Origin of the sequence: Thermoleptolyngbya sp. PKUAC-SCTB121 (genome assembly GCF_016919485.1) — a bacterium.
GTDB classification, from domain to species: Bacteria; Cyanobacteriota; Cyanobacteriia; order Elainellales; family Elainellaceae; genus Thermoleptolyngbya; species Thermoleptolyngbya sichuanensis.
Window position 1 is genome coordinate 2,906,994 of the sequence record NZ_CP070366.1, and the last position, 23,256, is coordinate 2,930,249.

Genomic DNA, 23,256 nt, shown 5'->3' on the forward strand with positions numbered 1-23,256 from the left:
TCGTCGCTTTGTGAACGCTGAGTTGAACTTTGGGTTGAACGTTTAGCTGAATGGAGATAGCACAACCCAAGCCACTCTACGTCCAGAGTAGAGAGATTGGGCGATCGCCTAGGTGATAGATCGAGCGATAGCGAAAGTTCATACGGTTCCTTAGCTCTGCCTTCCTGAGAACCAGGGCCTGCCATACTTGTAGAAAGCAAGCATCAGGCTGAATCGACAAAGCTAGGGAATACGAATCGAAACCAGGTAAGACAAGTAAGAATTGAGATAGCCATCGGTATAGCTATGCAACTCTGGTCGAAGCCAGTAGCGCCTGTGCAACTCTCGATGTTGAATTGAGTGTACTCTGTTTTTGCGAGAATCCTATATACAAACTTATGATTCTGAATACAACCATAGTTCTAAGACTATGGTTGTGCAACTCTCTGCTTTTCCCCGAAAGTCCTCTAAAGTGAGCGAATTCCTGGATGGACGGTTTTTTGAACCTGCATAAGCCCGCCGGACTGACCTCCCACGACTGCGTGGCGCGGGTGCGGCGACTGCTAAAGATGAAGCGCGTAGGGCATGGCGGTACGCTTGATCCGGCGGCAACGGGGGTATTGCCGATCGCCCTGGGTCGGGCCACGCGCTTGCTGCAATTTTTGCGGCAGGACAAGGCGTATCGGGCGATCGCCCGCTTTGGCATCACCACGACCACAGACGATCTGGAGGGCGAACTCCTCACCCAAACCCCCGCCGCCCATCTCACCCGCGATCGGGTCGAAGCGCTATTGCCCAAGTTTCTGGGCACAATCCAGCAGATGCCGCCCGCCTACAGCGCCATTCAGGTCGGCGGCCAGCGGCTCTATAACCTGGCGCGGTCGGGCGTTTCGGTAGACGTACCTGTGCGAACCGTGACGGTTTACCAGATTGAACTCTTGGACTGGCGACCCGGCGATTGTCCCGAAGCGGAACTGGCGATCGCCTGCGGAGCCGGAACCTACATCCGCTCTATTGCCCGCGATCTGGGCAACCTGCTGGGCACGGGCGGCACGCTGGCTAGCCTGATCCGCACCCAGAGCCACGGGTTTGACCTGGCAGCCAGCCTGACGCTAGAAGACCTAGCGGCACAGGTCGAAGCGGGAACCTTCGTACCGATTTCGGCGGCGATCGCCCTTGCCCACCTGCCCGCCATCCCGCTGCCCCCGCCTGATGCGCTTCGCTGGACGCAGGGCCAGCCCATCGCCACAGACCCCGTGACCGACCTCGACGCGCCGCTGCGAGTTCAAGATGACCGCGATACGGTTCTGGGCATTGGCAAATTTCGCGCCACGCAGCAAGGCATTTGCCTGGTGCCGTGGGTGGTGCTGGCAGGACAGATGGACTAGCGCCGCTACACGTTGCCGTAGACTGGAACCACTGCACCCCGCAGATCCCGTGCTGCTTCCGAAGCCAAAAAGCAGATTACCTGTCCCAGCGATTCCGGCTTCACCCACTGGGCAGCGTTTTCTGCCCCCATCGCGGCTCGGTTTCCGGGTGTGTCGATGATGCTGGGCAAGACCACGTTGGCCGTAATGCCCGTGCCCCGCGTCTCGTCAGCGATCGCCCGCGTCAGTGCCACTACGCCCGCTTTGGAGGCGCAATAGGCCGCAAGCTGTGCGCCCGGTTCCACTGCACCCCGCGACCCCACCGTGACAATCCGCCCATAATCCTGCTCCAGCATCCGCCGCAGGCTGTGTTTACAAACCAAAAACGTCGTGCCCAGGTTCAGGTCAAAATCTTTTTGCCACTGGTCATAGGCATATTCATGGGTCGGCCCCATTGAAAATCCGCCGACGAGATGAATCACCGCATCCACCCGCTGCATTCCATCTACCAACTGCTGCACCGACTGCTCATCGTTCAGGTTCGCCAACACAAACCGAATCCGCGCCAAATCTGCCGGAGACAACAGCCCCTTCATCCGCTCCACTTCACGGGCGCTCATATAGGGAATGGTGATTGACGCTGCCCCCTGGGCCAGCAGAACGGGCGTTACGCCCTGTCCCAGCCCGCCTGTGCCACCTGTTAACAGCACTTCCTTGCCTGTCAAATTCATAGCCGCTTCTCGCTTAATGTTTATTAATGTTTCTTCTTTGATAATTTCCGAAACCTGCTGAAAAGCGTAGCGCCTCCAGATGACAACAGGATTAAAACCGGAGATAGTGCATTAGCTCGGCAACCAGTCCCGGCGGCAAGGCAAGTCGCTGCTGAAAATCCGCCAGGTTTCGATACGGGCCGTAGCGCTGGCGATGCTGCAAAATTGCCCGTGCCAGAAATAGGTCAATGGCAGGAACGCGGATCAGCGCTTCCAGCGATGCAGTGTTGGGGTTGGCGGGCTGGATGGCGCAAAGACTTTCGGGGTCGTAGTAGCAAAATTGCAGCACAGGTTCCAGCGGGCGGAGGCGCTGCACGGGCAGGCTGAGGGCGGCGGCGATGTCTTCTAGGCAGTGAAGCTGAACGCCAGACTGGGTGAGGGTAGAGAGCGATCGCGCTTGGTGAATCGACAATCCTGGCAGCCGCAGCCAGTCGTCTACGCTCGCCTGGTTTACGTCAATCGCCACGCCGAGCCGCGCCGCAAGCTGCAACTCCTCTACGGATTGAAAGCGGTAGTAGGGGTCTTTGGCCAGGCGCGATCGCAGCGCTTCTTGGGCGCTATTCCTCAAGCCCATCGACCACCAGTTTCCGCTCATTCCCTGCCTGCTATTGGGTGCTAGTCAATTGAGTATTAGTCTGAGTATTAATCATGAGCATTAGTCAATTTGATCGAGCAGCCGTCGCCGCTTTTGCTCAAATTCGTATTCAGAAATTAAGCCGTCCTGCCGCAGCATGTCGAGCTGGCGTAGCGCATCGGCGATCGCCCCCACCTGAGCCGGGTCAATCCGGGGTGCAGCGGGCTGGGGTGGTAGGGCAGATCCTCCGTTAAACGCCGCATCAAACGCCGTTTGCCCCTGCACGAGAAACCAAATGCCTTCAAAAAGACTGGCAATTCTGGGAATACCGCTCCAAAAGAACAGGAGATAGGCAATCCCCCAGCCGCGCTGACCCAGATAAAACTTGTGTAGGCCAGGAACAACAACACCCGCCAGGGCGAGCAAAATAGCAGTGCGGCGGTTTCGGGACGGATAGGTTTGGCTGAGCATTGCTGGGATGTGGGCGATCGCAGAGAACTCGCGGACTCCTAAAACCTCTCCATGATATCGATTCTGGTAGGCAGCGGACACGATTTCTGCCCACCTACCTTCATCAAGTCTTTGCGGAATGCTCAAAAAGACTCTATGGGACTACCGTACTTTGGCCTATGACACGCCTGCGGAAATCGCCATAATATTGGATAGCCCCCAACTCAGAAGCCCCAAGTGGCCGAATTCTTTTGAGTTCTGTGTAAGTTTTTAGGCTGTGTATCGCGTCTACCTTTTGTTACTAACGATTCCAGGGTTGCTCTTGTCCGTCGATAGACAGTCTATTTTCATCCCCTGCCCACTTTGTAAAGGCAAGATTCAGTATCCGGGGTAACGTAGCCCCCGTAGAAATACTGATACTCTAGAAGTTCACCAGGACAAAATTGCGTCATGAGCAGGTGTCTGCCGCCTGCTGGCAGAGTGAGTGAGGGTTGTCCTCCCCAGAAATACGGGTAGGAGGCTGCTATCCTTTACTAAGAGGTAACTCGGCGGCAGACCAACCCAGAGTCAACTCTAGGTCAAGAGTCAACTCTGGGTTGATAGGTCACTTCAATGGCTCAATCTTTGTTCCTGGGGATTGCTTCCGGTGCATCCGAGCCTAACGACGGCTAAATGAGAGGAAATGGGCAGACAGTCATGCTGTTCTACCAGGGTTTATGTGATATCCGACTTTGCTGAAGAGACGCACTTGAATGTCGCAGAGGTCTTTTTCACCCGACTGGCTGACGCAATTTACCGACCCCTACGCGGTGCTGGGGCTATCGGTGACTGCGGATGAGCGGCGTGTCCTCAAGCGCTATCGGGCGATCGCCAAGCTGCTGCATCCCGACAGCTTTGCCCAGGCCGAAGCCGCCAATCGCGAACTGGCTACTCAGCTATTTGCGCGATTGGTCAGCCCGACTTATCAAAAAATTAAGCAAGACAAAGGGCGGGCCGAGCATCTGGCGCTGCTTCGGTTTCGGGTGCGCCGCATGAGCCGAGAGGAGCCGATGCGTCCCCAAAGCGCGATCGCCCAGTCTCTCATCAAAACGTCTTTGGCCAACATTGACGTGTTTTATGAGCAAGCCGTTACTGATCTGGCCGCTACGCAATACACCCCGCTGGATCGATTCGAGTCCGTCACCGAGCAGTTGGGTGAACTGAATCTCGTTTACCTGCGGCTCAAGATGGGCGAGCCGATTATTCGGGAAAAACGCACGGGGATTGTGTCCACGGCTGCCCCCACGCCTGCTACCTTTTCTCCGGCTTCCCCTGCCGATGACGAGAAGCCTGCCATCGACTATGCTCAGCGCCACTACCAGCGAGCGCAGGAGTATGTCCGCAAGAATAATCCCGGTCTGGCAGTGCGCGAACTGAAGGATGCCATCAAGATCGACCCCAAAAAGAGCGAATATCACTCGCTACTGGCGGCGGCTTATTTGATGCAGGACTTGCCCACGATGGCAAAGGTTCACTGCCGTCAGGCGCTCAAGCTCAACCCCAAAGACCCCCTAGCGCTGCGCTATGCGCCCCGGCTCAATATCCCCCTCGAAGCACCCGACGCGCCCAACGCGAAGCCCGAAAACCCAGGGGGTGGACTGTTTGGGCTGTTTGCCCGCAAGCGCTAATCTCTGAATCTCTGCGACTCTCTGCAATTAGTCCCGCTCAATTAGTCCCGCAAATTAGACCCGCAAGACTGCCGAGCTCGTGATTACTAGACCTCTTACATAAATGCTTTTCTGAGAGCGTGAATCGTTGGGCGGCGGTGCCGCCCAACGATTCACGCAAGAGGTTTACTGAATTCGCTCGGTGTTGCCCGCTTTGACCCAGCCTTCGCTGCCGTCGTTCAGGCGCACCCGCAGCCATCCACCGTCGGCGCTGGTTTCCAGCACGGTGATTTCCTGGTTATAGTCGATGCCGCCAATTTGCGCGGAGTCCAGGCTGGGGCCGTCTCGCAGCACAATCCCAACTGCCGGAAGAACGCGGGCAGTGTAGACCTCTCCAGATGCGGCAGCTTGGACAGGTGTGGTGTCTGGCGGGGGCACGGTACCATCCGCAACGGGCACTGCGCCGCCGGGGGGAGCGGTGTCGTTGGGGAAGACGGGTCGAGGCGGCAGTTCGGTGAGGCGGTTGATTAGATAGCGGGCCGCGCTGACCCCTGCGAAAAACAGGATGGCGATCGCCAGCGAAACCCCAATTACGCCCTGTGCCAGCCGTTGCAAACCCATAGTGCGACTCATCTTTGGAACTTGAAAATCTTTGGGGAAACTGTTTGAGTGGGAAACTGTTCGACGGGAAACTGTTCGACGGGAGACTGTTCGAGTGGGAAACTGTTCGACAGGAAACTGTTCGACGGGAAACTGTTCAAGGACTCTTGCAGGATACCTGAGCCAGCCAGAGGACGAACACAAAACTCCGCAGGATATTTAACAGCAAGGCTAGGAAGATTGGGACTGGGGCCGCAGGAACAAGTTGCCTTGGCGAGAGGCCAGGCGGGCCCGCCCTTCGGCGGCAAAGCGCTGGAGCTTTTCGATTTGCTCTTGAGCAGTCCGCGCTAGGGGAATCATCTGGCTGGCTGCTTCTAGCACGTCGTCGGTCGTAAAGTCGCGTCCCTGGCTAAAGCCGAGATGCATTGCCTCGGTCAGAATTTGCTCGATCTCTGCCCCAGAGAATTCCGGCGTTTCATACGCCAGCCGCTCTAGGTCGTAGCTTTGGAGATTGTGCGGCCGCAAGCGCATTAAGTGTACCTCAAAAATCGCTTTGCGCTCTTCCTGGCTGGGCAGCCCCACAAAGAAAATCTCGTCAAACCGCCCCCGACGCTTGATTTCGGGCGGCAGCGCCTCGATATCGTTTGCGGTTGCAACTACAAATACAGGCGAGGTTTTTTCTGCCAGCCAGGTGATCAACGTCCCAAAGACGCGGTTGCTGGTGCCTGAGTCGCCGCGTCCGTCCAACCCAGCAAAGGCTTTGTCGATTTCGTCGATCCACAGGACGCAGGGCGCTAGAGCCTCTGCAAGCTGAATCATCTGGCGGGTGCGCGATTCGGACTCGCCCACCAGTCCGGCAAACAGGCGGCCCACGTCCAGCCGCAGCAGGGGCAGGTGCCAGTGGTGGGCGATCGCCTTTGCCGTCAGCGATTTCCCTGTGCCCTGGATGCCCACCAGCAGCAGCCCGCGGGGGTGCGGCAATCCATACTGTCGGGCTTTTTCGGAAAACGCACCGCCGCGCCGCAGCAGCCAGTCTTTCAGGTTATCCAGCCCGCCAATGTCGGAAATGCGCTCAGTAGCGGGATAAAAGTCGAGAATTTGCGTCTGGCGGATCGTCTGCCGCTTTTCTTCGAGGATCAGGTCTACGTCTTCGGCTTGCAGTTCGCCGTGGGTGGCGATCGCCCGCGCCAGCACCCGCCGAATCCGCTCCATCGACAACCCTTGGCAGGAGCGCACCAGATCATCCAACACCCGGCTATCGAGCGATCGCCCGGTCGCCATCGTCAGGCGCTCCAGTTCTTGTCGGATCTCGCTAGCGGTGGGCAAAGGAAAGTCCAGCACCGTCAGCACGTCGCTGAGGTCATCGGGAATCGTCACCTGTGGCGAAATCAGCACAATATTTTTGGGCTGAGACTTGAGCAATCGCGCCAGGTTTTTGAGCTTGCGGGCAACCGCTACATCGTCTAAAAAACGGTGAAAATCTCGCAGGACAAAGACTGCGGCAACGGTCGGCGGCAGCTTTTCGACCAGTTCCAGCGCCTGCAACGGGTTGCGTTTGCCAGAGCCAGCATCGTTGGGGTTGCCCTGATAGCCATCGACAAAATCCCACACGTAAAAGGAGCGGTTGCCCTGCTGGGCACACTGGGCGATCGCCCCTTCCACGCGCTCCTCTTCGCGAGTCGGCACGTAGATCAGCGGGTAGCGGGCCCGCAGCAGCAGTTCAAACTCTTCTGCAAAACTCATGCCTCGTTCCTGCCAACCCCCTTCGTTTCATCTGCTGCACTCAGTTCAGCATTTGCTTTTTCAGGGCTTCTAGCGATGCCCATCGATGATCGACATTCACCGTCGGCACGGGCAACTCGTCGCTTAGCTCAATACCTGCACACTTGGGGTCGCAGAGCTTGCGCGGAGGAATTTCCAAACAAAGCTGCTCGTAGAGCCACCGATCTGGCTCAAAATAGCCCCGCGGCGGCAGCGACTCGATCAGTCCCTCCGTCGAGCTTAAATCCTGATCAAACAAATCCTCTGCGGCTGTGGAAGTCGCCTCTTGTAGCCAGATCATTTCCGACACGTCGATCGAGAGGCGATGGTTGTATTGCTGCAAACAGCGATCGCACGTCAGAGTCACAATCGCCTCCGCCTTTGCAGACACGTCCAGATAGTTGCCCTTGTGCATCACGCGAATCGTGCCCTGCACGGGCATTAAGGTATCTAGGTCGGGCAGGTGATCTTGCACCTCGATCGTTTCAGTCTGCTCGACCGCCCTCAGCAGTTGAGGAATATGAATTGCCTGCATCATAGCCGCCTCCTCTCGCACTCATTGCGATTGACGCTACGGAAAGAATAACCCGTTCTCAGTCCTGGCACTGTAGCCTGGGCCGCCCCACTCAAGAGGCTCGGCTCCCAGAGCAACTATTAGCTAGGAGCAACTGCCAACCAGACGCAACTGCCAGATAGCCTTTGACCCAGCTACTTTCGACGCACCACCAGACGGCGATCGGGTTCCTGACCACGACTGGAGGTTTCCAGATCCTCATAGTCTTTGAGAAAGGTGTGTACCTGTCGCCGCTCAGCCGCCGACAGCGCTACCATCTCAAACTCTTCCCCCGTTTCGCGCACCTTTGCCGCCGCCTCTTCGGCCAGGGCCAGCAACTCCGCCTGACGGCGATCGCGATATCCGTCTAGCTCCACCGTAAACGGCTGCTGCTCACCCTCTGGCTTGCCCATGTTTAGCGTGGTGTTGAGCAAATACTGGATCGAGTCCAGCACCTCGCCGCGATCGCCCTGCAATGCCTGAATCTGCTTAGTCGAGAGCGCATCCGACGAAATCGTCAGCCAGCAGCTTTCATCCTCGCGAATGGCCACACCGTCAGCATCCACCGCGGCTGGCAAGGTAGCCAGACTCAACAGCTGATTCAGCCACTCGCGCCCCTGCCGCTGTTGCTCCACGCTTGCCATCTGCTATCCCGCCTTTTTCTTAGAACGTCCCGGCTCAAATGGCAGCGCTTCCCGCCCGCTATCTCCACTCGACTGCTTTTCCTGCTCATCCAAAATCTTTTGCAGATTCTCCGGCAGCGGCTCTCGCGACAGAATAAAGGTTTGCAGCGTTTGGAAGATGTTAGCAATCACCATGTACATCAGCACGCCCGCAGGCAGCGGGAAAAACAGAAACATTCCCGAAAACAGCACTGGGGTCAACTTGTTCACTGTATCCTGCTGAGGATTGTTGCTGGGGCCCTGACCCGACAAAAGCTGGTTCACATACAGGCTCAGACCAAAGAAAATGATCATACCCACGATGTCCCAGTGAATCGTGCCGTCGGCATCCCTCGCGCCCACACGACCCAGTTTGTCGATAAACAAAAAGCCCTTATTTGCCGCTAGACCCTGCACCGTGCCCTGAATCGTGACATCCCCTGGCTTGATGGCTTGAATATTGCCGTCTTCGTCAATCTGGATATTTTCAGCGCCCTTAGTCACCTTCCAAACCGGGTCGATTATCGTGTCGGGGTACGCTGCCAGCACTTCCCGCAGCGGCTTGCCCTCAGTTGTTTGGAAATCGATGCGAGTTTTTTCACCCACTGCTAGACGAGTTCCGCCTGGAACAACCGCCGCCACAGGGACATGCACACCATCCGAAACGTAAATATTTTGGGGATTGGTAGTATATGCCTGGGGCTGAATCTGCTCAATTTGCTCCTGTGGCAGAACTTGCAAATTCACATTGTAGTTAATGTCTGAGAATGGCGACCCCCGCAGCGTCGCAAACAGGGCAAACAAGATGGGCATCTGCACCAGCACAGGCAAACAGCCCGATAGGGGATTACCAAACTCTTTGTAAACCTTGCCCATTTCCTCCTGCTGCTTAGCAGGGTCGTCCTTATAGCGTTCCTGAATTTCTTTAACTCGCTTTTGCATCACCGGGTTGGCAACCCGCATCCGGCGCATATTGCGGATTGACCCAGCGCTGAGAGGATACAGCGCAAATCGAATCACCAGGGTCAGAGCCACAATAGCCAGCCCGTAACTTGGCACGATCCCGTAGAAGAAATCCAGGATCGGCAACATGACGTTGTTGGAGAGAAAACCGACACCAAAATCCATGTGCTTTGTGGGTACCTTGTGGCTCTGAACGTTTACGGCGTGACTAAACCTGGAAACAATCTAGAAACAATCCGGAAATAAACTAGCTAAGTGCTACGCATTTAGCTTCACTGGATGTAATCACCAGACGTAACCAGACATCATTGTACGCTGCAAAACCAGTCGATTGCAGCCGAATTGAACGTCTGGTTGCAGTTGTCCCAATTCCTAAAGAGCAAATTGCCTAAGCGAATGGGGAGTTAGCTTTTGGCTGATCCAACAGGTCTGACAATTCGGATTCTATCGGGTCGGATCTATCGAGTCTAAGTGCTGGCTTTTTTGGAGGCCTTGGCTGCGATCCGCTCGCTGATGTAGTTGGCAACTTCCCGGAACTTGGGCATGGCGCGTAGCTCCAGACGGCTGCCATCTTTCAGCGTAACAACCATATCGCCCCAACTGCCCAGCCCGCGAGGTACGGCAACCACGCTAGCCATTTCGGAATAGATGACATCCGAGCGATCGCGCCCCATCCATCCACCCGTAACGGAAATCCGTCGGTCGGTAATCCGATAGCGGAGCCAGATGGCCCGAACGATCGCTCCCACCGTCAGCGGCAGGCACACCACTGTCAGCCCCAGCAGGCAGTTGAGGATCAAATCCCCGATGTGGGGGCCGCCTTCATAGTACACATCTTCCCGAATGCCCATCGAACACCTCGGCCTCTATCAGCAACTGCTTTAATTCTTGCAGAATTTCTTTATAGTTGCACTTTACTGCAACGGGTTGCACGATGACGACAATCATCCAGCCCGTTGCGAACCCAGGCAGCAACTCGCGTAGAGCCGCCCGGATACGCCGCTTGATGCGGTTGCGAACCACGGCCCGCTTGCTGACCTTGGTGCTGACCGTGATGCCGATGCGCGTGGGCGATCGCCCTAATGGTTCTGCCGTATTCCTGTCTACTGCATTGCCATCTACCGCATTCCTATCAGACCTATCAGAATCGGGCAAACCGGGCTTTCTCTGGTGGACTGGAACCTGGCGCAGTGCGCGTAGCGTGAAGTTGCGAGTGCTGCGCCGCACGCCGGACTGGTGAACCTTGCTAAATTCCTGCCGACGCTTAAGTCGATGGACTTTGGGGAGAGCCACAACACATCTATTCCGTAAGCCAGTGAGCCATAAGCCAATCCAGCCCAATCAGTCCATACGCAAACAAGCTAGCTCCAGGCAAACTGGTGGCTAGCTCAAACCCCTATCTGGACGGGACGCAGGTGGAGATTAGGAAACAGACAAACGAACCCGCCCTTTGCGACGGCGTGCTTTTAACACTCGTTGCCCGTTTTTGGTACGCATTCGTGCGCGGAAGCCAGAAGTGCGGCGGCGCTTGCGGGAGGTTCCACCCAGAGTACGTTTCGTCATAATTTTAGCTCTCCAACCGTTGCAGAAGGGGATGATACAGAATGTGAATTGCGAAAGCCACGGTCTGCTATTGTATCACTCTCCAGAGGACGCAAGACAAACGCAAAAGAAAAAACCCCAGAGGCGAACCTCTAGGGCTTGAATCAGGGTGCATCTACCATTCGTTTCTACGTCTGAGGACATAGAGCATCCGGAGAGGTTAAACAACTTCTAGAGAACTTCATCCCTTCTTCAGGCTCAATCGTCCCCCGCTTGTCTCTGTGCTTTGTGGGCATAGGACTTACGCGGTTGGAGGATTTCTCGCGGGCGCAGCCCGCGAGAAATCCTCCAAAACCCAGAAAACTTATCGCAGTAGATCCTGAGGCAATAGGACTCACAGGTAATAGGATTCATGCAGTTCTCCAGGCTTTGCCCCGGCAGGATTAAGGAAACCTCGCTAGCGGGTTCTGGCGGCGCGTGGATCAGCTAGAGTTTGCAGGACGGCAACGGCCTGCGATTGCGTCATACCGGGTCGAAGTTGGGGATGGTAGAGCATCCGAATCAGCGTGCGATCGATTTCGGCATACTCGGTCACATCCGTCCAGCCCTGATAGAAAATGCTGTTGGGATAGCGATTGGAGTCGCGCATCAAACCCAAGACCTGAGTCAGTTCTTCCCGCAGCAAGTGGCTCCGTTCTCGCTGCGTGACGCGGTTTGTATTGGTAATCAAAATGCGGGCATAGTTGATGACGCTACTATTCCAGCGCACCCAGAAAAAGCCTAAATTCCCTGGCACATAGTTAGGTTCTAGCTGGCGGAACTGGCTTTCTGGTGCGTAAATAATCTCGACATTCGGGTTGCGATCGTCGTGGACTAGCTGCACGCCGCTGCCGTGGAGTAGGTCGTTTAATTCTTGCATCACTTGGCGAATCGTCGCGTCATCCTCAGCAGTGCGTGTTCCCGTGACGCGAATTCTCAAGTTTGTATTCCATCTACGAATTAGCGGCGCACTATTTCCCCATTCCGAGCCAAGCGCGACTTCCGTGAAGTAATCAATGTCTGCTTGCGTGATTGCTAGGGGGGCTGGCCCAGGGTTTAGAATCGCACCCACGCGATCGCCAATGGCACTAATCCCATCCACGATGCGATCCACCAGTCCTGGCGAATTGGGGGGAGTGGGGCTGGGTAGGGGTTGGTTCACCGCAGGGTTCGCCGTTCCCTGGGTGATGTCGCGCTGTCCCTGCTGATCGACCACGACTTCACGCGAATAGCGCGGGAGATTGGTCTGCCCATTGGTTGGCACGCTGGCAGGCGGCACGGGTTGGACAGACGGATTATATGCAGGCAGATTAGACATGGGGCTGGGCAAATCGCCGCGATTGGGCGCACTCGCTTCCGGGCGGGTTCCAGGACGCATCAGCACCCCAGAGGACGGGTCGTAGATTGGTGCATCGGCCGCGGCATTCTGGAAACCTGCGGCTTGCTGGGCGGGGGGGTGCGGTGCAGCAGGCGAGGAGGCGATCGCCCCAGAACCCGCCGTTACGCGCACCAAGTCGCCCCGCACCCAGCCCTCTACGCCGTTGCCCAGCCGCACCTGATACCAGGTAAACCCATCTCCGCCGGGGGCTTCCTGAAGAATCATGACGGGCGTGTTGGGGGTTCCCGTAAACACGAGTCTGGATTGCACACCGGGGCTGACGCGGATGTTGATCAACGCCTGCGGATCACGGGCACTCAGCATTCCGCTTCTGCCTGAGGCGACGGTGGCAGTGCTGCTGAGCAGGTGGATGCCCGGTTCTACGGAGGGGGTATGGCCCTGGGAGCCAAGGGCCTGTGTGACCCCAAGCGCCACTAGGCTAAATGCCGCCAAACTGAGAGGAAATGGAATATTCATGAATCGCTTCCGAAGCAACGTGAGGGACCAGACCGAACCATGCAAGGCAGATGCGTTTTGCGAACCAAGCCGCTGGCGATGCTGAATAAGAGGCGATCGCCGTGCTACAAGACCACCCTGGCTCACTCAAGGGTTTGCGCTGTTGATGAGCTTTACGGGTAGTCTCTTACGAGTAGTCTTTAATGAAAATGTCTTAGCCTCTTAGAGAGGTTTTATGACAGGACTGTAAGCCGCAACAGCGGGTTCCTGATTCCGCAAGAATGGAGACGGTGAGCGATTTGCAGAAAATTCGATATTAATTCGGTTGCAATTTGGCGGCAATTTGGCGGAAATACGCAGTTCTCCACTATATATTCCCCATAATTTTCTAAGAGGGTGTTTGAAAAGGTATCGCCTGTAATGTTAGGCACTCAGAGATCCCCCCTTAGCCCCCCTTAGAGCTAATTTGTAAAGGAGCCTGAGAGCTAATTTGTAAAGGAGCCTGAAAGCCTTGTTAATCAAGGATTTCCGAGAAACCGCTTTCCCTGGGCAAACATGACCTCAAAGCCACACATGCCAAGAGTTTCAGGCTTCTTAAGATTTGCTTCATAAATTAGCTCTGAAAGCCTTGTTAATCAAGGATTTCCGAGAAACCGCTTTTCCTGGGCAAACATGACCTCAAAGCCACACATGCCAAGAGTTTCAGGCTTCTTAAGATTTGCTTCATAAATTAGCTCTTAAAAAGGGGGGAAACCACCTTAAAGTCCCCCTTTTTAAGGGGGATTTAGGGGGATCTTGCACGCTTTGCTACAAACAGTAGAACTTTTCAAACATCCTCCAAGAATCCGTTGGCAAAACAGGTTTTACGTGATGTGCAACTTTCAATTTGCCCTCATTCCCCAACCCCTTCTCCCGACTTGGGAGAAGGGGAGCAAGAGAAGCTCGAAGTCTCTATCCTGCTCTGGGAGAGGGCTTAAAGCCTTCAGCATCCCAGAAAAAGGGGAGGGGGATCGGCTAAAGTTGCACATCCCGTGGTTTTAGCCGGATCAGGCGAGAGCAGGGTTTTACTTTTCGGCAAGCCTGTTGGTCAATATTTTGGTCAGCATTATTAAATCATTTTGGTCAGCATTATTAAATCAGCTTTGACATTTTATCGTACTTTTGTACTATATAGAACCGTGCGGAGATCCGTCCCCAACGTCATCGATGGCACGGCTGCCCTAAGTTAGGATCAAAAGGTGTCGCGATCAACGACCGATTGACGGGCTTGAGTAAGCCTTCTGTGGACATTCTTTGCGGGCATTTTTGGCAGACATTCTTTCTAGGCATTCCTTTAGGCGTTGGTGCAAAGGGGAAAAATCGGTGAAACCAAAGCTAAGCCTTTGCATGATTGTGCGCGATGAGGCAGAGCGGTTGGGGCGCTGTTTGCAGAGCGTGGCGACCGTGGCCGACGAGCTAATCGTGGTCGATACTGGGTCGGTGGATGATACGGTGGCGATCGCCCAATCCTTTGGGGCAAAGGTATTTTCTACCCCCTGGCAAAATGACTTTGCGATCGCCCGCAACGAGTCGCTGCGCCACGCCACAGGTGACTGGGTGCTGGTGCTGGATGCCGACGAAACGCTGGTGGCGGATTGCGTACCGAGGATGCAGCAGGCGATGCAGCATGACCAAACGCTGGTGATCAATCTGCTGCGGCAGGAGGTGGGCGCAGTGCAATCGCCCTATTCGCTGGTGTCGCGGCTATTTCGGCGGCATCCAGCCGTGACCTTTGCGCGACCCTATCACGCCACGATTGACGATGCGGTGGCGGCGCTGCGACAGCAGGAACCGGGCTGGGGCATTGTGGACTTGCCGCAGGTGGCGATTTTGCACGATGGCTATGATCCCGTGGCAATCGCCCGGCGCGACAAGCTGGAAAAAGCGCGAACCGTCATGGAGGGCTATTGGCAGGCCCATCCCGACGACCCCTACGAGTGCAGCAAGCTGGGGGCGCTGTATGTGCAAATGGGCGAGGTGGAGCGCGGCATCCAGCTTTTGCAGCAGGGGCTAAAATCGCCCCAACTCGATGCGCCTGTGCGCTATGAGCTGCACTATCATCTGGGCATTGCCTTTTCGCGGCTAAACCAGCTAGAGCAAGCCGCACAGCAGTATCAGGCCGCGCTGCAACAACCCGTGCTGGAGCCGCTGAAGCTGGGCGCATACAACAACCTGGGCAGCTTGTGCAAAACCGCAGGCGATCTGTCCACTGCCCGCCAGCTTTATGAACACTGCCTGGCCATCGACCCCAACTTTGCCGCCGGACACTACAACCTGGGCACGACGCTGCGGGCGCAGGGACAAATTACCAACGCTGTGACCCATTATCAGGAAGCGATTCGGCTCCAGCCCGACCACGCCGAGGCACACCAAAATCTGGGCGTGGCGCTGATCAAGCTGGGGCAGGTGGAATCGGGGCTGGCCTCCTTTGGGCGGGCGATCGCCCTGCATTCCCAGTCCAATCCAGAGCAGGCAGAGCGGCTGCGGCAGGGGCTAAAGGAAATGGGATTTGCGATTTAGCCGTAGGTTGCTAGCTCAACGAGCGATCGCTCGGACTGTGCTGCACCAGCCAGAGGTGGATCAAAATCATGGCGATCGCCAGCGGCAGCATTAGCACCGGAATGCTCTCTAGACTAGTGGCATTGGCAATCCAGCCCGCGCTGGTGGGAATAATCGCCGCGCCAAAGCTGGCCGCACTGGTGGCAAAACTAATGCCGCCGGGGACGAGTTCCGCAGGCAACCGCCGGGGAACCAGCCAGATCGTCGCTGGAAAAATCGCCGCCAGCGCCAACCCAATCATCGGCAGGCTGAGCCACTGATCGGGCAATTGCCACCAGGCGAATAGCCCAATCAGCAACAGCGTCAGCGACAGGCTGATCATCCGCACGGCCCCCACCCGTCGCAAACAATAGTCCAAACCAAACCGCCCCACCGTTAGCCCCAGCCAGTAGGCCGCCACACCGTAGCCCGCGGCCATGGGGGACATGCTGCGCCCGACGGATTGCACGGTGTAGGCCCAATTGCCGATCGCCGCTTCCGTGCCCACGTAGACCAGCAGCAGTAGCCCCGTCAGCAGAACCGCCGGATGCCGCAGCGATCGCCCCAGATTTTGCGCCGCACTCGCTCCTTCGGAGGTGGCCACACCTCGAAGATGCACGCTATATCGTAGCGGCGGGCACTGATGATTTGGGCGTTCAGCTCGCTCCTTCGGAGGTGGCCACACCTCGAAGATGCATCGGCGGATAGCGAATCACCAACACCGCCAGCAGCGCCACAATCAGCAGCCCCACCACCCCCGTCAGCACGACATACACCTGTCGCCAGGTCATCCCCATCGCTAGCAGCGTCGTGGCGATCGCCGGGCCCGACAGCGCCCCCACGCCGTAAAACCCATGCAGCGTGCCGATCAGCGATGCGCCGCGTTCGTCCTGCACGATGTAGGTGTTTACGCCCGCGTCGATCAGCCCAATGCCCAGCCCCAGCAGCGTCCCGGCTGCCACCATCAGTCCCCACACGGGCGAGGTCGCATAAATCGCCAGCGCCAGCGTCAGCGTGCCCGCCGCCATCAGCAGCATCCGCGCCAGCCCCAGTCTGCTGCTGATCAGGCTGCTGGTAAACGCTGCAAAAATGTAGCCTGTAATCTGGCTGACGAATAGCAGCGTGACGCTGGCGGTTGTTAGGCTATATTCCTGCAAAATCGACGGCAGCAGCACCCCCAGCCCGCCCTCGGCAATGCCAATGGCAATGAAGGCATAGAAGGCGAGCGCCACCCCAATCCAGCGCGGAGATGGCTGAGAAGACAGTTGCGCCATGAGAGATCCTGAAACGAGGTCTATGCCTTGCTCTCGCGCATCTGGCGAACAAACTGCTCAAACAGATAATCGGCATCGTGGGGGCCGGGGCTGGCTTCGGGGTGATATTGCACCGAGAACATCGGCAGCGTCTTATGGCGCAGGCCAGCCACCGTGCGATCGTTCAGGTTCAGGTGGGTAATTTCTACCTCGGCATCGGGGAGCGACTCCTGGGCGATGGCAAAGCCGTGATTCTGGCTGGTAATTTCCACCTTTTGCCGCAAGCCCGCTGGCTGGTTTAGCCCGCGATGGCCAAACTTGAGCTTGAAGGACTCGCCGCCCATCGACAGACCGAGAATCTGGTGGCCCATGCAGATGCCAAAGACAGGCTTTTGGGCCTTGAGCAAGGCTTTGGTGGTTTCAATGCCGTCGGTGTTGGCGGCGGGGTCGCCCGGCCCGTTAGACAGGAAAATGCCGTCCGGGTTGTAGCTCAGGATGGTTTCGGGCGGCGTGTCGGCAGGCACAACAATCACCCGGCAGCCGTAGCTGGCCAGCCGCCGTAGAATATTGCGCTTTACGCCAAAGTCAATTGCGACCACGGTCAGCGGCTCTGGCGATTTTGCTACGCCTTCGCTAAATTCCCACTCTGGCGGGGTCGGCTCGCTCCATTCGTAAATTTCCCGCGTGGTCACGTCCTTGACCAGGTTTAGCCCGGCCATGCTGGGGGCTTCCTGCACCTGCATCAGCAATTCCGCCGGGTCGAGAATTTCGGTGGAGAGGCCGCCATTCATCGCGCCGACGGAGCGCAGCTTGCGGGTGAGGGCACGGGTGTCGATGCCGTAGATGCCCGGAATGTGGTGCTGCTTGAGGTAGTCTGGGAGGGATTGGGTGGAGCGCCAGTTGCTCGGACGGGGGCAGATATTGCGGGCGATCGCCCCCTTCACCTGAGGCCCCGCCGATTCCTCATCCTCCGGGTTCACCCCCGTATTGCCTAGTTCGGGATAGGTAAAGGTGACAATCTGCCCGCGATAGCTGGGATCAGTCAGGACTTCTTGATATCCCGTCATACCCGTGTTGAACACCACCTCGCCGATGCTGGTGCCCGCCGCGCCAAAGGAAAACCCGCGAAACACCGTGCCATCCGCCAACACCAGCAGCGCCGGGGGAGCCGTTACCAAACCCATATCCCTTCTCCCAAACAAGACCAAAATTCCAGCAAATCATACACCGGGATCATCGGTTTGTAATGGTCGTTGCCAAACTTGTTGGATTTGCTTGCTGGCCGGCTTGCTGGTCTGCATTAGGCTTTTGTGGGCGTGAGGCTGCGTCGGCAGGGCGAGTGTTCAGGTTTGCGCTGCGTCGTCGCGCTCTAGGCGCACTTCCACTTCCCGCTCCACATAGTCCCATTCCTTGCTAGCCCGCATCCGCACCAGCAGTTGATCAAACGCGGCAGTGTGTTCTGGTGCAAACTCAAACCAGGTGAGGAAGTCGAACGGTTCCCCTAGGTCGCGGCAGTGGAGCAGGCGACGGGCCACCCCCGGCAGATACTCCAGCCCGACGGCCGTATGGTGAGACTGTTCCTCAAAAATGGCGCGGCGCTCGTCTTGCGCCATGTCCCACCACTGAGCCGATTTTTTAATGGGGATCAGCACAGCGGAGACGGCTTCTGCCCGGTTGAGGTCGGGCTGCACTGCACGGAGCGTATCTAGTTCATCCCGCTTGGCATAGCGGACATTGCTGGCAAAGCTGCGAAGCACCCAGGCGCTGTCGGGTGGCGGTGGGGCGATCGCCCCGTTTACAATATCAAGCCGCTTCACTGGGGCTAGGCCAGCCCCTGCGACTGGTCGAACCTCTTGCACCCGCCACAGTCCTCGCGTTCCGCCAACAAACGAGTATTGATTGCCCATAGAGTTTCAAACGTGCTTCACAGCAGCTTAGTCAACTTTGGATCAGCCCAGATGAGTGCGGGCTGAGAAGCCAGGGAGGAGGATTACTCCGGCTGTGGCCTTACAACACCTTCAGCAGATTTTTGCGATGGCGATGATAGCGGCTGGCGGCCAGGGCGATGCCCATAAAGCCCCATAGAATCATGCCTGACAGGCCCAGCATGACGCTGCTAAAAATAAACTGAAAAAACACTGCCAGCGAAATGCCCCGTGCAGTGCTGGCAAACGGGTCGGAACGGGCAGCAGAATCTTTGAACAGGCTGACGAGCAGGAAGATCACTCCCCCCAAGTAGGGCAGCGCACCCGCCCAGCCCAGCGTGAAGAAAATGTCGAGAATGGCGCTGTCCAGCACAATCATTTCCAGCTTGCCGTTGCGCTCATTCACAATCCACGTACTGCCCATGCCGCGCCCCAGTCCCCGCGTAATGGCCACGTTGAAGTCGCGGTCGTGGTTGCGAGAGCGATCGCGAAAACTCTGGTCGCGGGCGAGGTTAGAAATCGACTCGACCCGTTCGCTAATCACCTCATCAAACGGCTCCATTGCCGTCAGCGGCGTGACGCACAGCACCAGCACCAAAATCGTGACCACCAGCCGCATTTGATACTTGGGTGTGGTGGAGGCAAAGGCCGCCAGCAGCCCCGCCACCCAGCCGCCCCAGGCCGAGCGCACCATGCTGAGCAGAATAGACAGGTAGCCGCTGACGGCTGCTGGAATACCCAATACGCTGCGCTCCGAAAACAGCAGCAGCAGCCCTGCCATCATCACCACCGCAAACGGACCGGGCGAGTGCATGGTGCTCCAGACGCGGATTTCAAACGGTTCGGGCTTGCCAAAGCTGACCAGCTTGGTGCGAATTAGCCAAAAACCGTCCCACGGCGGCGCAACCATGAATTGGTAGATGCCGTACAGCCCTGTGAGCAAGACACACCAGAGAAATACACGCTGGAAATTGCTGCGGTAGCTGGGATAGTCGCGCCAGTTTGCAAACAGATGAAAGCCAAACAGAATTGGGCAAATCCAGTCTAGGAAAGAGCGAACCACGGCAAGCGGCGGATTATCGAGAATGAGTCCGATCAAAAAGGCATAGACTACACTCGCCATTGCCAGCACAAAGGGCAGTCCGCCAATTTTCGACGTGCGGGGCAGATAGCGCACCAGCGTTAGCACGCTGACAAACGTGACCAGATAGGGCGCAAGCAGAATCACGCCCTTTTCATCCCAAAAGCTGTTGTAGTCGCTGACGCGCCGCAGCAGCGGTGTGAGAAACCAGACCCACCAGGCAAACCCAACGTAGAGCAGCGGATAGCGGAAGTAGAGCAACACCGCCACCAGCAGCGCCGAGGCCGGAAAAAACAGCCGCACCAGGCTCCCTGCCCCTACCAGGGCCCCCAGCGTGGCAATGCCAAACACCCCGGCGATCGCAATCCATCCGGGTAAGGACTGACTGGCACTCGGCTGCGGACTCGAAATGACTTCCATAGGCAAAACGCAGGCAAAACGTTGGCAAAACGCAGGCAAAACGGCAGGCGGCTCACGCACCCTCACACACAGAAGACATACTCAGTCAACCCATCCAACCACCCAACCCCCAATCCAAAATCCACAATCCCCAATCCAAAATCCTTCTCTACCCTCCCATCTCCAACTCCTGCCCCCCAACCCCCGTTCCCAGACCCCGCTTTCGGCTTTTCCACCAGGTCTGAACGCCCTGCCAGCGCCCCTGCATGGCCGCCGCCCACTGACGCATGGCTAAATCGCGCTGTTGCGGAAAATAGCGCACCAACTGGGCCAGCCCAAAGGCATCCCGATGCCCCAGTAGCACGGCGTAGAGCAAGAATATCCCTCTTTGCACAGGTGGCAAGTGTTCCAGCAGCGCCAGGGTTTCGTTGTGGACGGCGTTTTGGCGGGCGATCGCGCTGAACTGGTGGCGCTGGTCTTCGTCATGCCGGGGGGCGGGGTAGTGATTGACCAGGACTGCGGGATCGTAGACCAGTCGCCAGCCGTCGCGCCGCAGCGCCAGACTAAAGGCCAGTTCAAAGTGAACCTGGGCCCCAGAGCCGCGCATCCGGGTGTCGAATCGTCGGTGGGCGATCGCCGTTCGGCGGAAGCTCATGTTCACGCCTTTGAGAATATCGACCTCTCGCGCCGCGCCCATGCACAGGTGATGGTTGCCGATGGGCCGACCAAACCATTGCAGCTTGCCCACGGTGCAGGGCCGGCCGGTCAGAGATTCGGGCAAGTGCTGGATGCGATCGCGCCCGCCCAGTCCGCCCAAGTGGGGATCGGCCAGGAAATGCTGCTCGATGCGCTGTAGCCAGTCCGGGTGGGGCGCAGCGTCGTCGTCTGTAAAGCAAACCACATCGCCCTGGGCAGCGTCCAAGCCCCGATTCATCGCCGCTACTACTCCCGGCAGAGCCACGCTCAGCGTTCGCAAATTGGGCTGCAAGTTTCGCAAGGGGAAACTCTTCTCAGACGCTAGAAAACTCCAGGTGTCGCAATCCGTCTCGCGCACCACCACGATCACCTCATCGGGCGATCGCACTTGCTCAGCCAGGGCCGCCAGACAGCGCCGCAGGTCGTCAGCGCGGCAGTAGGTGGGAATGATGACGGTAAGTTTCATGGTTGGCAGTTTGGGGATGATCAGCAGCGGCAGGGCAGCACAGCGCGTCAAACAAGTCCAGATATTGCTGCGCCATTGCGCTCCAGGTGTGGGCTTCGGCGCGGCGACGGGCCGCCTGGCCCAGTTGCGATCGCCGCGTGGAGTCGGCAATCAGCGCGTTCAGCGTTTGGGCCAGATGCTCCACGTCGTTGGGGTCGGGCAGCACCACGCCGCAGTCGGGGGTGACGATTTCTGCGCCGCCCGTGGTTGCCGCAGTCACCACTGGCAGTCCGGTGGCCATGGCTTCTAGCAGCACGAGCGAACAGGCTTCGTATCGGGATGGAAAAATGAACAGGTCGGCGGCTTGCATCAGATCCTTGAGGTCGCGGCGATAACCCAAAAAATGAACGCGATCGCCCACCCCCAAATCCTGTGCCAAGCGGGGATAGGGGCTGCCCTGCAGATCGCCCGCCACTGCCAGATGCAGCCCAGCCACCTGAGCTAGGGCGCGAAGCACAGTGTCTAGGTTTTTGCGCGGCGTTTTGATATCTCCTGCAAATAGGCCCATCGGCACGTTCCCCGGCAGTCCCCAGCGATCGCGCTCCACAGAACCCGGCACAAACTCTGTGGCATCCACTCCGTTTAGCACGACTCGAATCTTCGACGCAGGCACTCCTAGCCTCAGCAGCCCCTGCTTGACCTGCTGAGAAACCGCCACCAAAACCGTCGCCTGTTGAAATGCCTGTTTTTCCCAATGGGCATTCAGGAGGGTGTAGAGCCGCTGATACAGACCCCGCAGTCCAGGAGGGTGATTGGCGGACGATTCCCGCAGGGATTGCTTCGCGAATCGCAGCCAGTCATGGTGGACAAAATGCACCGCGTTGACCCCTGCCGGAAAATCGGTAATCGCGCCGTTGAGCTTAATCACATCGAACTCGACCGCGTGCTTTGTCAGCCAGCGCCGACTGTGCCAGGAAAACACCAAGTTTCTTAGCAACTCGGTCGGCAGCCCCTCGGACGGAATTGCCACCCAAGTCACCCCCGGATGCGGCACCAAGTCTGGCGCAACCTCGCTGGCCAGCAGCGTTACCGAATGCCCTACTGCCAGCGCGTGCTGCACAATGGCGTAGTTGACGCGCCCCTGCCCGTCTCCTGGAACCACCCGATGCGTCACAATGCAAAGTTTCACTCGCGCTGCCTCCAGCTATGCTAAAGCGGCAAATATCGGTGTTTGATGCAGCCATAGAGTTCGCCGCCGCGCCAGCAGCCTTCCATCAGCACCTTGCACAACGAAGCGCGATCGCGCAGCGAGGCAATCAGGCGAACCGGAAACAGCGCCACCGTTTTGACGATCGACTTCCAACTCAAGATTTGCGGCATTCCCTTGTTTCGATGCTTCTGATAAAGGAATGGTTCTGTATATCCAAACTTGAAGGCTCGGCGACAGACGCTCCGAATGCTGCCGCGCAGCCGAAAGTGAACGATCGCATCAGGTGCATAGCTCAGTTTGAATCCAGCCTGCTGCACGCGCCAGGAATAGTCCACATCCTGAAGCCGCAACAGCGTTTCATCAAATCCATGAACCGCATCATGAACAGCATGACGAATTCCTAAATTACACCCGCTGGCAAATTTTAGGTATCCCGACTCAAACAGCTTCAATCCATTTTCGTAGCTATAAGCCCGTACCAGCCAGGGTTCGTTGAGCCGCCAATATTCCATATACCCGCCGACCAGATCGGCTTTCTCCAGGGCAGCAGCCATCGCAGCAACCCAGCCTGCGCCCACCTCATCATCTCCATCACAAAACAGCAGAAACTCGCCCCGTGCTGCTGCCGCCGCCACGTTGCGGGCATGGGCGCTGCCACCAACCCTAGAGGCATCTACCACACGCAGATTGGGGAGGCGATCGCCAAACTGCTCTGCAATAGCCACAGTGTCGTCTGTAGACCCATTATCTGCCACGATGACTTCCCACGGCTCTGCGTACTGTTGGGCTGCCAAAGCCGCCAGTTGGGTGGCAAGAGTAGACGCATTGTTTAGGCAGGGAATGATCACGCTAACTTTCATGGGCTGGAATTCGCGAATGGGGTAGATGCTAAAAGTGAATTAGTCAGAATGGGCAAAAAAGTTGGACTCA

Annotated in this window: 23 protein-coding genes; 3 read left to right on the forward strand and 20 right to left on the reverse strand. The window is 57.3% G+C overall.

Features of this window, described 5'->3' with window-relative positions:
* The first annotated feature begins 467 nt into the window (after positions 1–467).
* Complete coding sequence (gene truB / locus JTM80_RS11905; RefSeq protein WP_172357863.1) at positions 468–1,367, forward strand: tRNA pseudouridine(55) synthase TruB; 900 nt, start codon at positions 468–470, stop codon at positions 1,365–1,367.
* A gap of 5 nt (positions 1,368–1,372) precedes the next feature.
* Here the strand turns inward: truB and fabG are convergent, their stop codons facing one another.
* The 3 genes from fabG to JTM80_RS11920 all read right to left on the reverse strand — a co-directional run bounded on the left by fabG (position 1,373) and on the right by JTM80_RS11920 (position 3,161).
* A complete protein-coding gene (gene fabG / locus JTM80_RS11910) occupies positions 1,373–2,071 on the reverse strand; it encodes a 3-oxoacyl-ACP reductase FabG (RefSeq protein WP_172359027.1) in 699 nt (232 codons plus the stop codon).
* A 97-nt stretch (positions 2,072–2,168) separates the two neighbouring features.
* Positions 2,169–2,711, reverse strand: a complete 543-nt coding sequence (locus tag JTM80_RS11915) for a ComEA family DNA-binding protein (RefSeq protein ID WP_172357861.1) — start codon at positions 2,709–2,711, stop codon at positions 2,169–2,171.
* Positions 2,712–2,771: 60 nt separating this feature from the next.
* Complete coding sequence (locus tag JTM80_RS11920) at positions 2,772–3,161, reverse strand: NINE protein (protein ID WP_172359026.1); 390 nt, start codon at positions 3,159–3,161, stop codon at positions 2,772–2,774.
* Positions 3,162–3,892: 731 nt separating this feature from the next.
* Between JTM80_RS11920 and JTM80_RS11925 the strand changes: the two genes are divergently transcribed.
* The gene (locus tag JTM80_RS11925) at positions 3,893–4,807 is read left to right on the forward strand and encodes a DnaJ domain-containing protein (RefSeq protein ID WP_172357859.1); all 915 of its coding nucleotides are present in this window, start codon (positions 3,893–3,895) and stop codon (positions 4,805–4,807) included.
* 165 nt (positions 4,808–4,972) lie between these two features.
* Here JTM80_RS11925 and JTM80_RS11930 read toward each other — a convergent pair whose 3' ends face one another.
* From JTM80_RS11930 to JTM80_RS11970, 9 genes are all read right to left on the reverse strand, one after another.
* Positions 4,973–5,419: an SH3 domain-containing protein gene (locus JTM80_RS11930; RefSeq protein ID WP_205369482.1), complete on the reverse strand. Its 447-nt coding sequence runs from the start codon at positions 5,417–5,419 to the stop codon at positions 4,973–4,975.
* Positions 5,420–5,617: 198 nt separating this feature from the next.
* The gene (locus JTM80_RS11935) at positions 5,618–7,129 is read right to left on the reverse strand and encodes an AAA family ATPase (protein WP_172357855.1); all 1,512 of its coding nucleotides are present in this window, start codon (positions 7,127–7,129) and stop codon (positions 5,618–5,620) included.
* A gap of 40 nt (positions 7,130–7,169) precedes the next feature.
* Positions 7,170–7,685, reverse strand: a complete 516-nt coding sequence (locus tag JTM80_RS11940) for a DUF177 domain-containing protein (protein ID WP_228721648.1) — start codon at positions 7,683–7,685, stop codon at positions 7,170–7,172.
* Positions 7,686–7,855: 170 nt separating this feature from the next.
* The gene (locus JTM80_RS11945) at positions 7,856–8,344 is read right to left on the reverse strand and encodes a R3H domain-containing nucleic acid-binding protein (protein ID WP_172357853.1); all 489 of its coding nucleotides are present in this window, start codon (positions 8,342–8,344) and stop codon (positions 7,856–7,858) included.
* Positions 8,345–8,347: 3 nt separating this feature from the next.
* Positions 8,348–9,490 carry a membrane protein insertase YidC gene (gene yidC, locus JTM80_RS11950; RefSeq protein WP_172357851.1) on the reverse strand — a complete coding sequence of 381 codons (1,143 nt, stop codon included), beginning with the start codon at positions 9,488–9,490 and terminating at the stop codon, positions 8,348–8,350.
* A gap of 302 nt (positions 9,491–9,792) precedes the next feature.
* Positions 9,793–10,176, reverse strand: coding sequence for a PH domain-containing protein (locus JTM80_RS11955; protein WP_172357849.1), 384 nt, complete (start codon positions 10,174–10,176; stop codon positions 9,793–9,795).
* A complete protein-coding gene (rnpA, locus tag JTM80_RS11960; protein ID WP_205369484.1) occupies positions 10,148–10,618 on the reverse strand; it encodes a ribonuclease P protein component in 471 nt (156 codons plus the stop codon). The genes JTM80_RS11955 and rnpA overlap by 29 nt, the downstream gene beginning before the upstream one ends.
* Before the next feature lie 129 nt (positions 10,619–10,747).
* Positions 10,748–10,888 (reverse strand): 50S ribosomal protein L34, encoded by a 141-nt coding sequence (gene rpmH / locus JTM80_RS11965; RefSeq protein ID WP_084782327.1) that lies wholly within the window; start codon positions 10,886–10,888, stop codon positions 10,748–10,750.
* Between the two features lie 436 nt (positions 10,889–11,324).
* Entirely contained in the window at positions 11,325–12,761 is a 1,437-nt protein-coding gene (locus JTM80_RS11970) for a DUF2927 domain-containing protein (RefSeq protein WP_172357845.1), read from the reverse strand.
* A 1,365-nt stretch (positions 12,762–14,126) separates the two neighbouring features.
* Between JTM80_RS11970 and JTM80_RS11975 the strand changes: the two genes are divergently transcribed.
* Positions 14,127–15,299 carry a tetratricopeptide repeat protein gene (locus JTM80_RS11975; protein ID WP_205369486.1) on the forward strand — a complete coding sequence of 391 codons (1,173 nt, stop codon included), beginning with the start codon at positions 14,127–14,129 and terminating at the stop codon, positions 15,297–15,299.
* A 10-nt stretch (positions 15,300–15,309) separates the two neighbouring features.
* Here JTM80_RS11975 and JTM80_RS23045 read toward each other — a convergent pair whose 3' ends face one another.
* From JTM80_RS23045 to JTM80_RS12015, 8 genes are all read right to left on the reverse strand, one after another.
* Positions 15,310–15,921, reverse strand: a complete 612-nt coding sequence (locus JTM80_RS23045; protein WP_205369488.1) for a sugar MFS transporter — start codon at positions 15,919–15,921, stop codon at positions 15,310–15,312.
* 52 nt (positions 15,922–15,973) lie between these two features.
* On the reverse strand, positions 15,974–16,591 hold the full coding sequence (locus JTM80_RS23050; protein WP_205369489.1) for an MFS transporter: 618 nt from the start codon (positions 16,589–16,591) through the stop codon (positions 15,974–15,976).
* Between the two features lie 20 nt (positions 16,592–16,611).
* Positions 16,612–17,754, reverse strand: coding sequence for a glutamine-hydrolyzing carbamoyl-phosphate synthase small subunit (gene carA / locus JTM80_RS11990; RefSeq protein ID WP_172356361.1), 1,143 nt, complete (start codon positions 17,752–17,754; stop codon positions 16,612–16,614).
* Between the two features lie 159 nt (positions 17,755–17,913).
* A complete protein-coding gene (locus tag JTM80_RS11995) occupies positions 17,914–18,477 on the reverse strand; it encodes a chlorite dismutase family protein (RefSeq protein ID WP_172356351.1) in 564 nt (187 codons plus the stop codon).
* A gap of 100 nt (positions 18,478–18,577) precedes the next feature.
* Positions 18,578–19,996 carry an O-antigen ligase domain-containing protein gene (locus JTM80_RS12000; protein WP_172356347.1) on the reverse strand — a complete coding sequence of 473 codons (1,419 nt, stop codon included), beginning with the start codon at positions 19,994–19,996 and terminating at the stop codon, positions 18,578–18,580.
* Positions 19,997–20,144: 148 nt separating this feature from the next.
* Positions 20,145–21,137: a glycosyltransferase family 2 protein gene (locus JTM80_RS12005; RefSeq protein WP_172356344.1), complete on the reverse strand. Its 993-nt coding sequence runs from the start codon at positions 21,135–21,137 to the stop codon at positions 20,145–20,147.
* On the reverse strand, positions 21,097–22,305 hold the full coding sequence (locus JTM80_RS12010; protein WP_172356342.1) for a glycosyltransferase family 4 protein: 1,209 nt from the start codon (positions 22,303–22,305) through the stop codon (positions 21,097–21,099). The genes JTM80_RS12005 and JTM80_RS12010 overlap by 41 nt, the downstream gene beginning before the upstream one ends.
* A 20-nt stretch (positions 22,306–22,325) precedes the next feature.
* A complete protein-coding gene (locus JTM80_RS12015) occupies positions 22,326–23,186 on the reverse strand; it encodes a glycosyltransferase (RefSeq protein ID WP_172356340.1) in 861 nt (286 codons plus the stop codon).
* Positions 23,187–23,256: the final 70 nt, after the last annotated feature.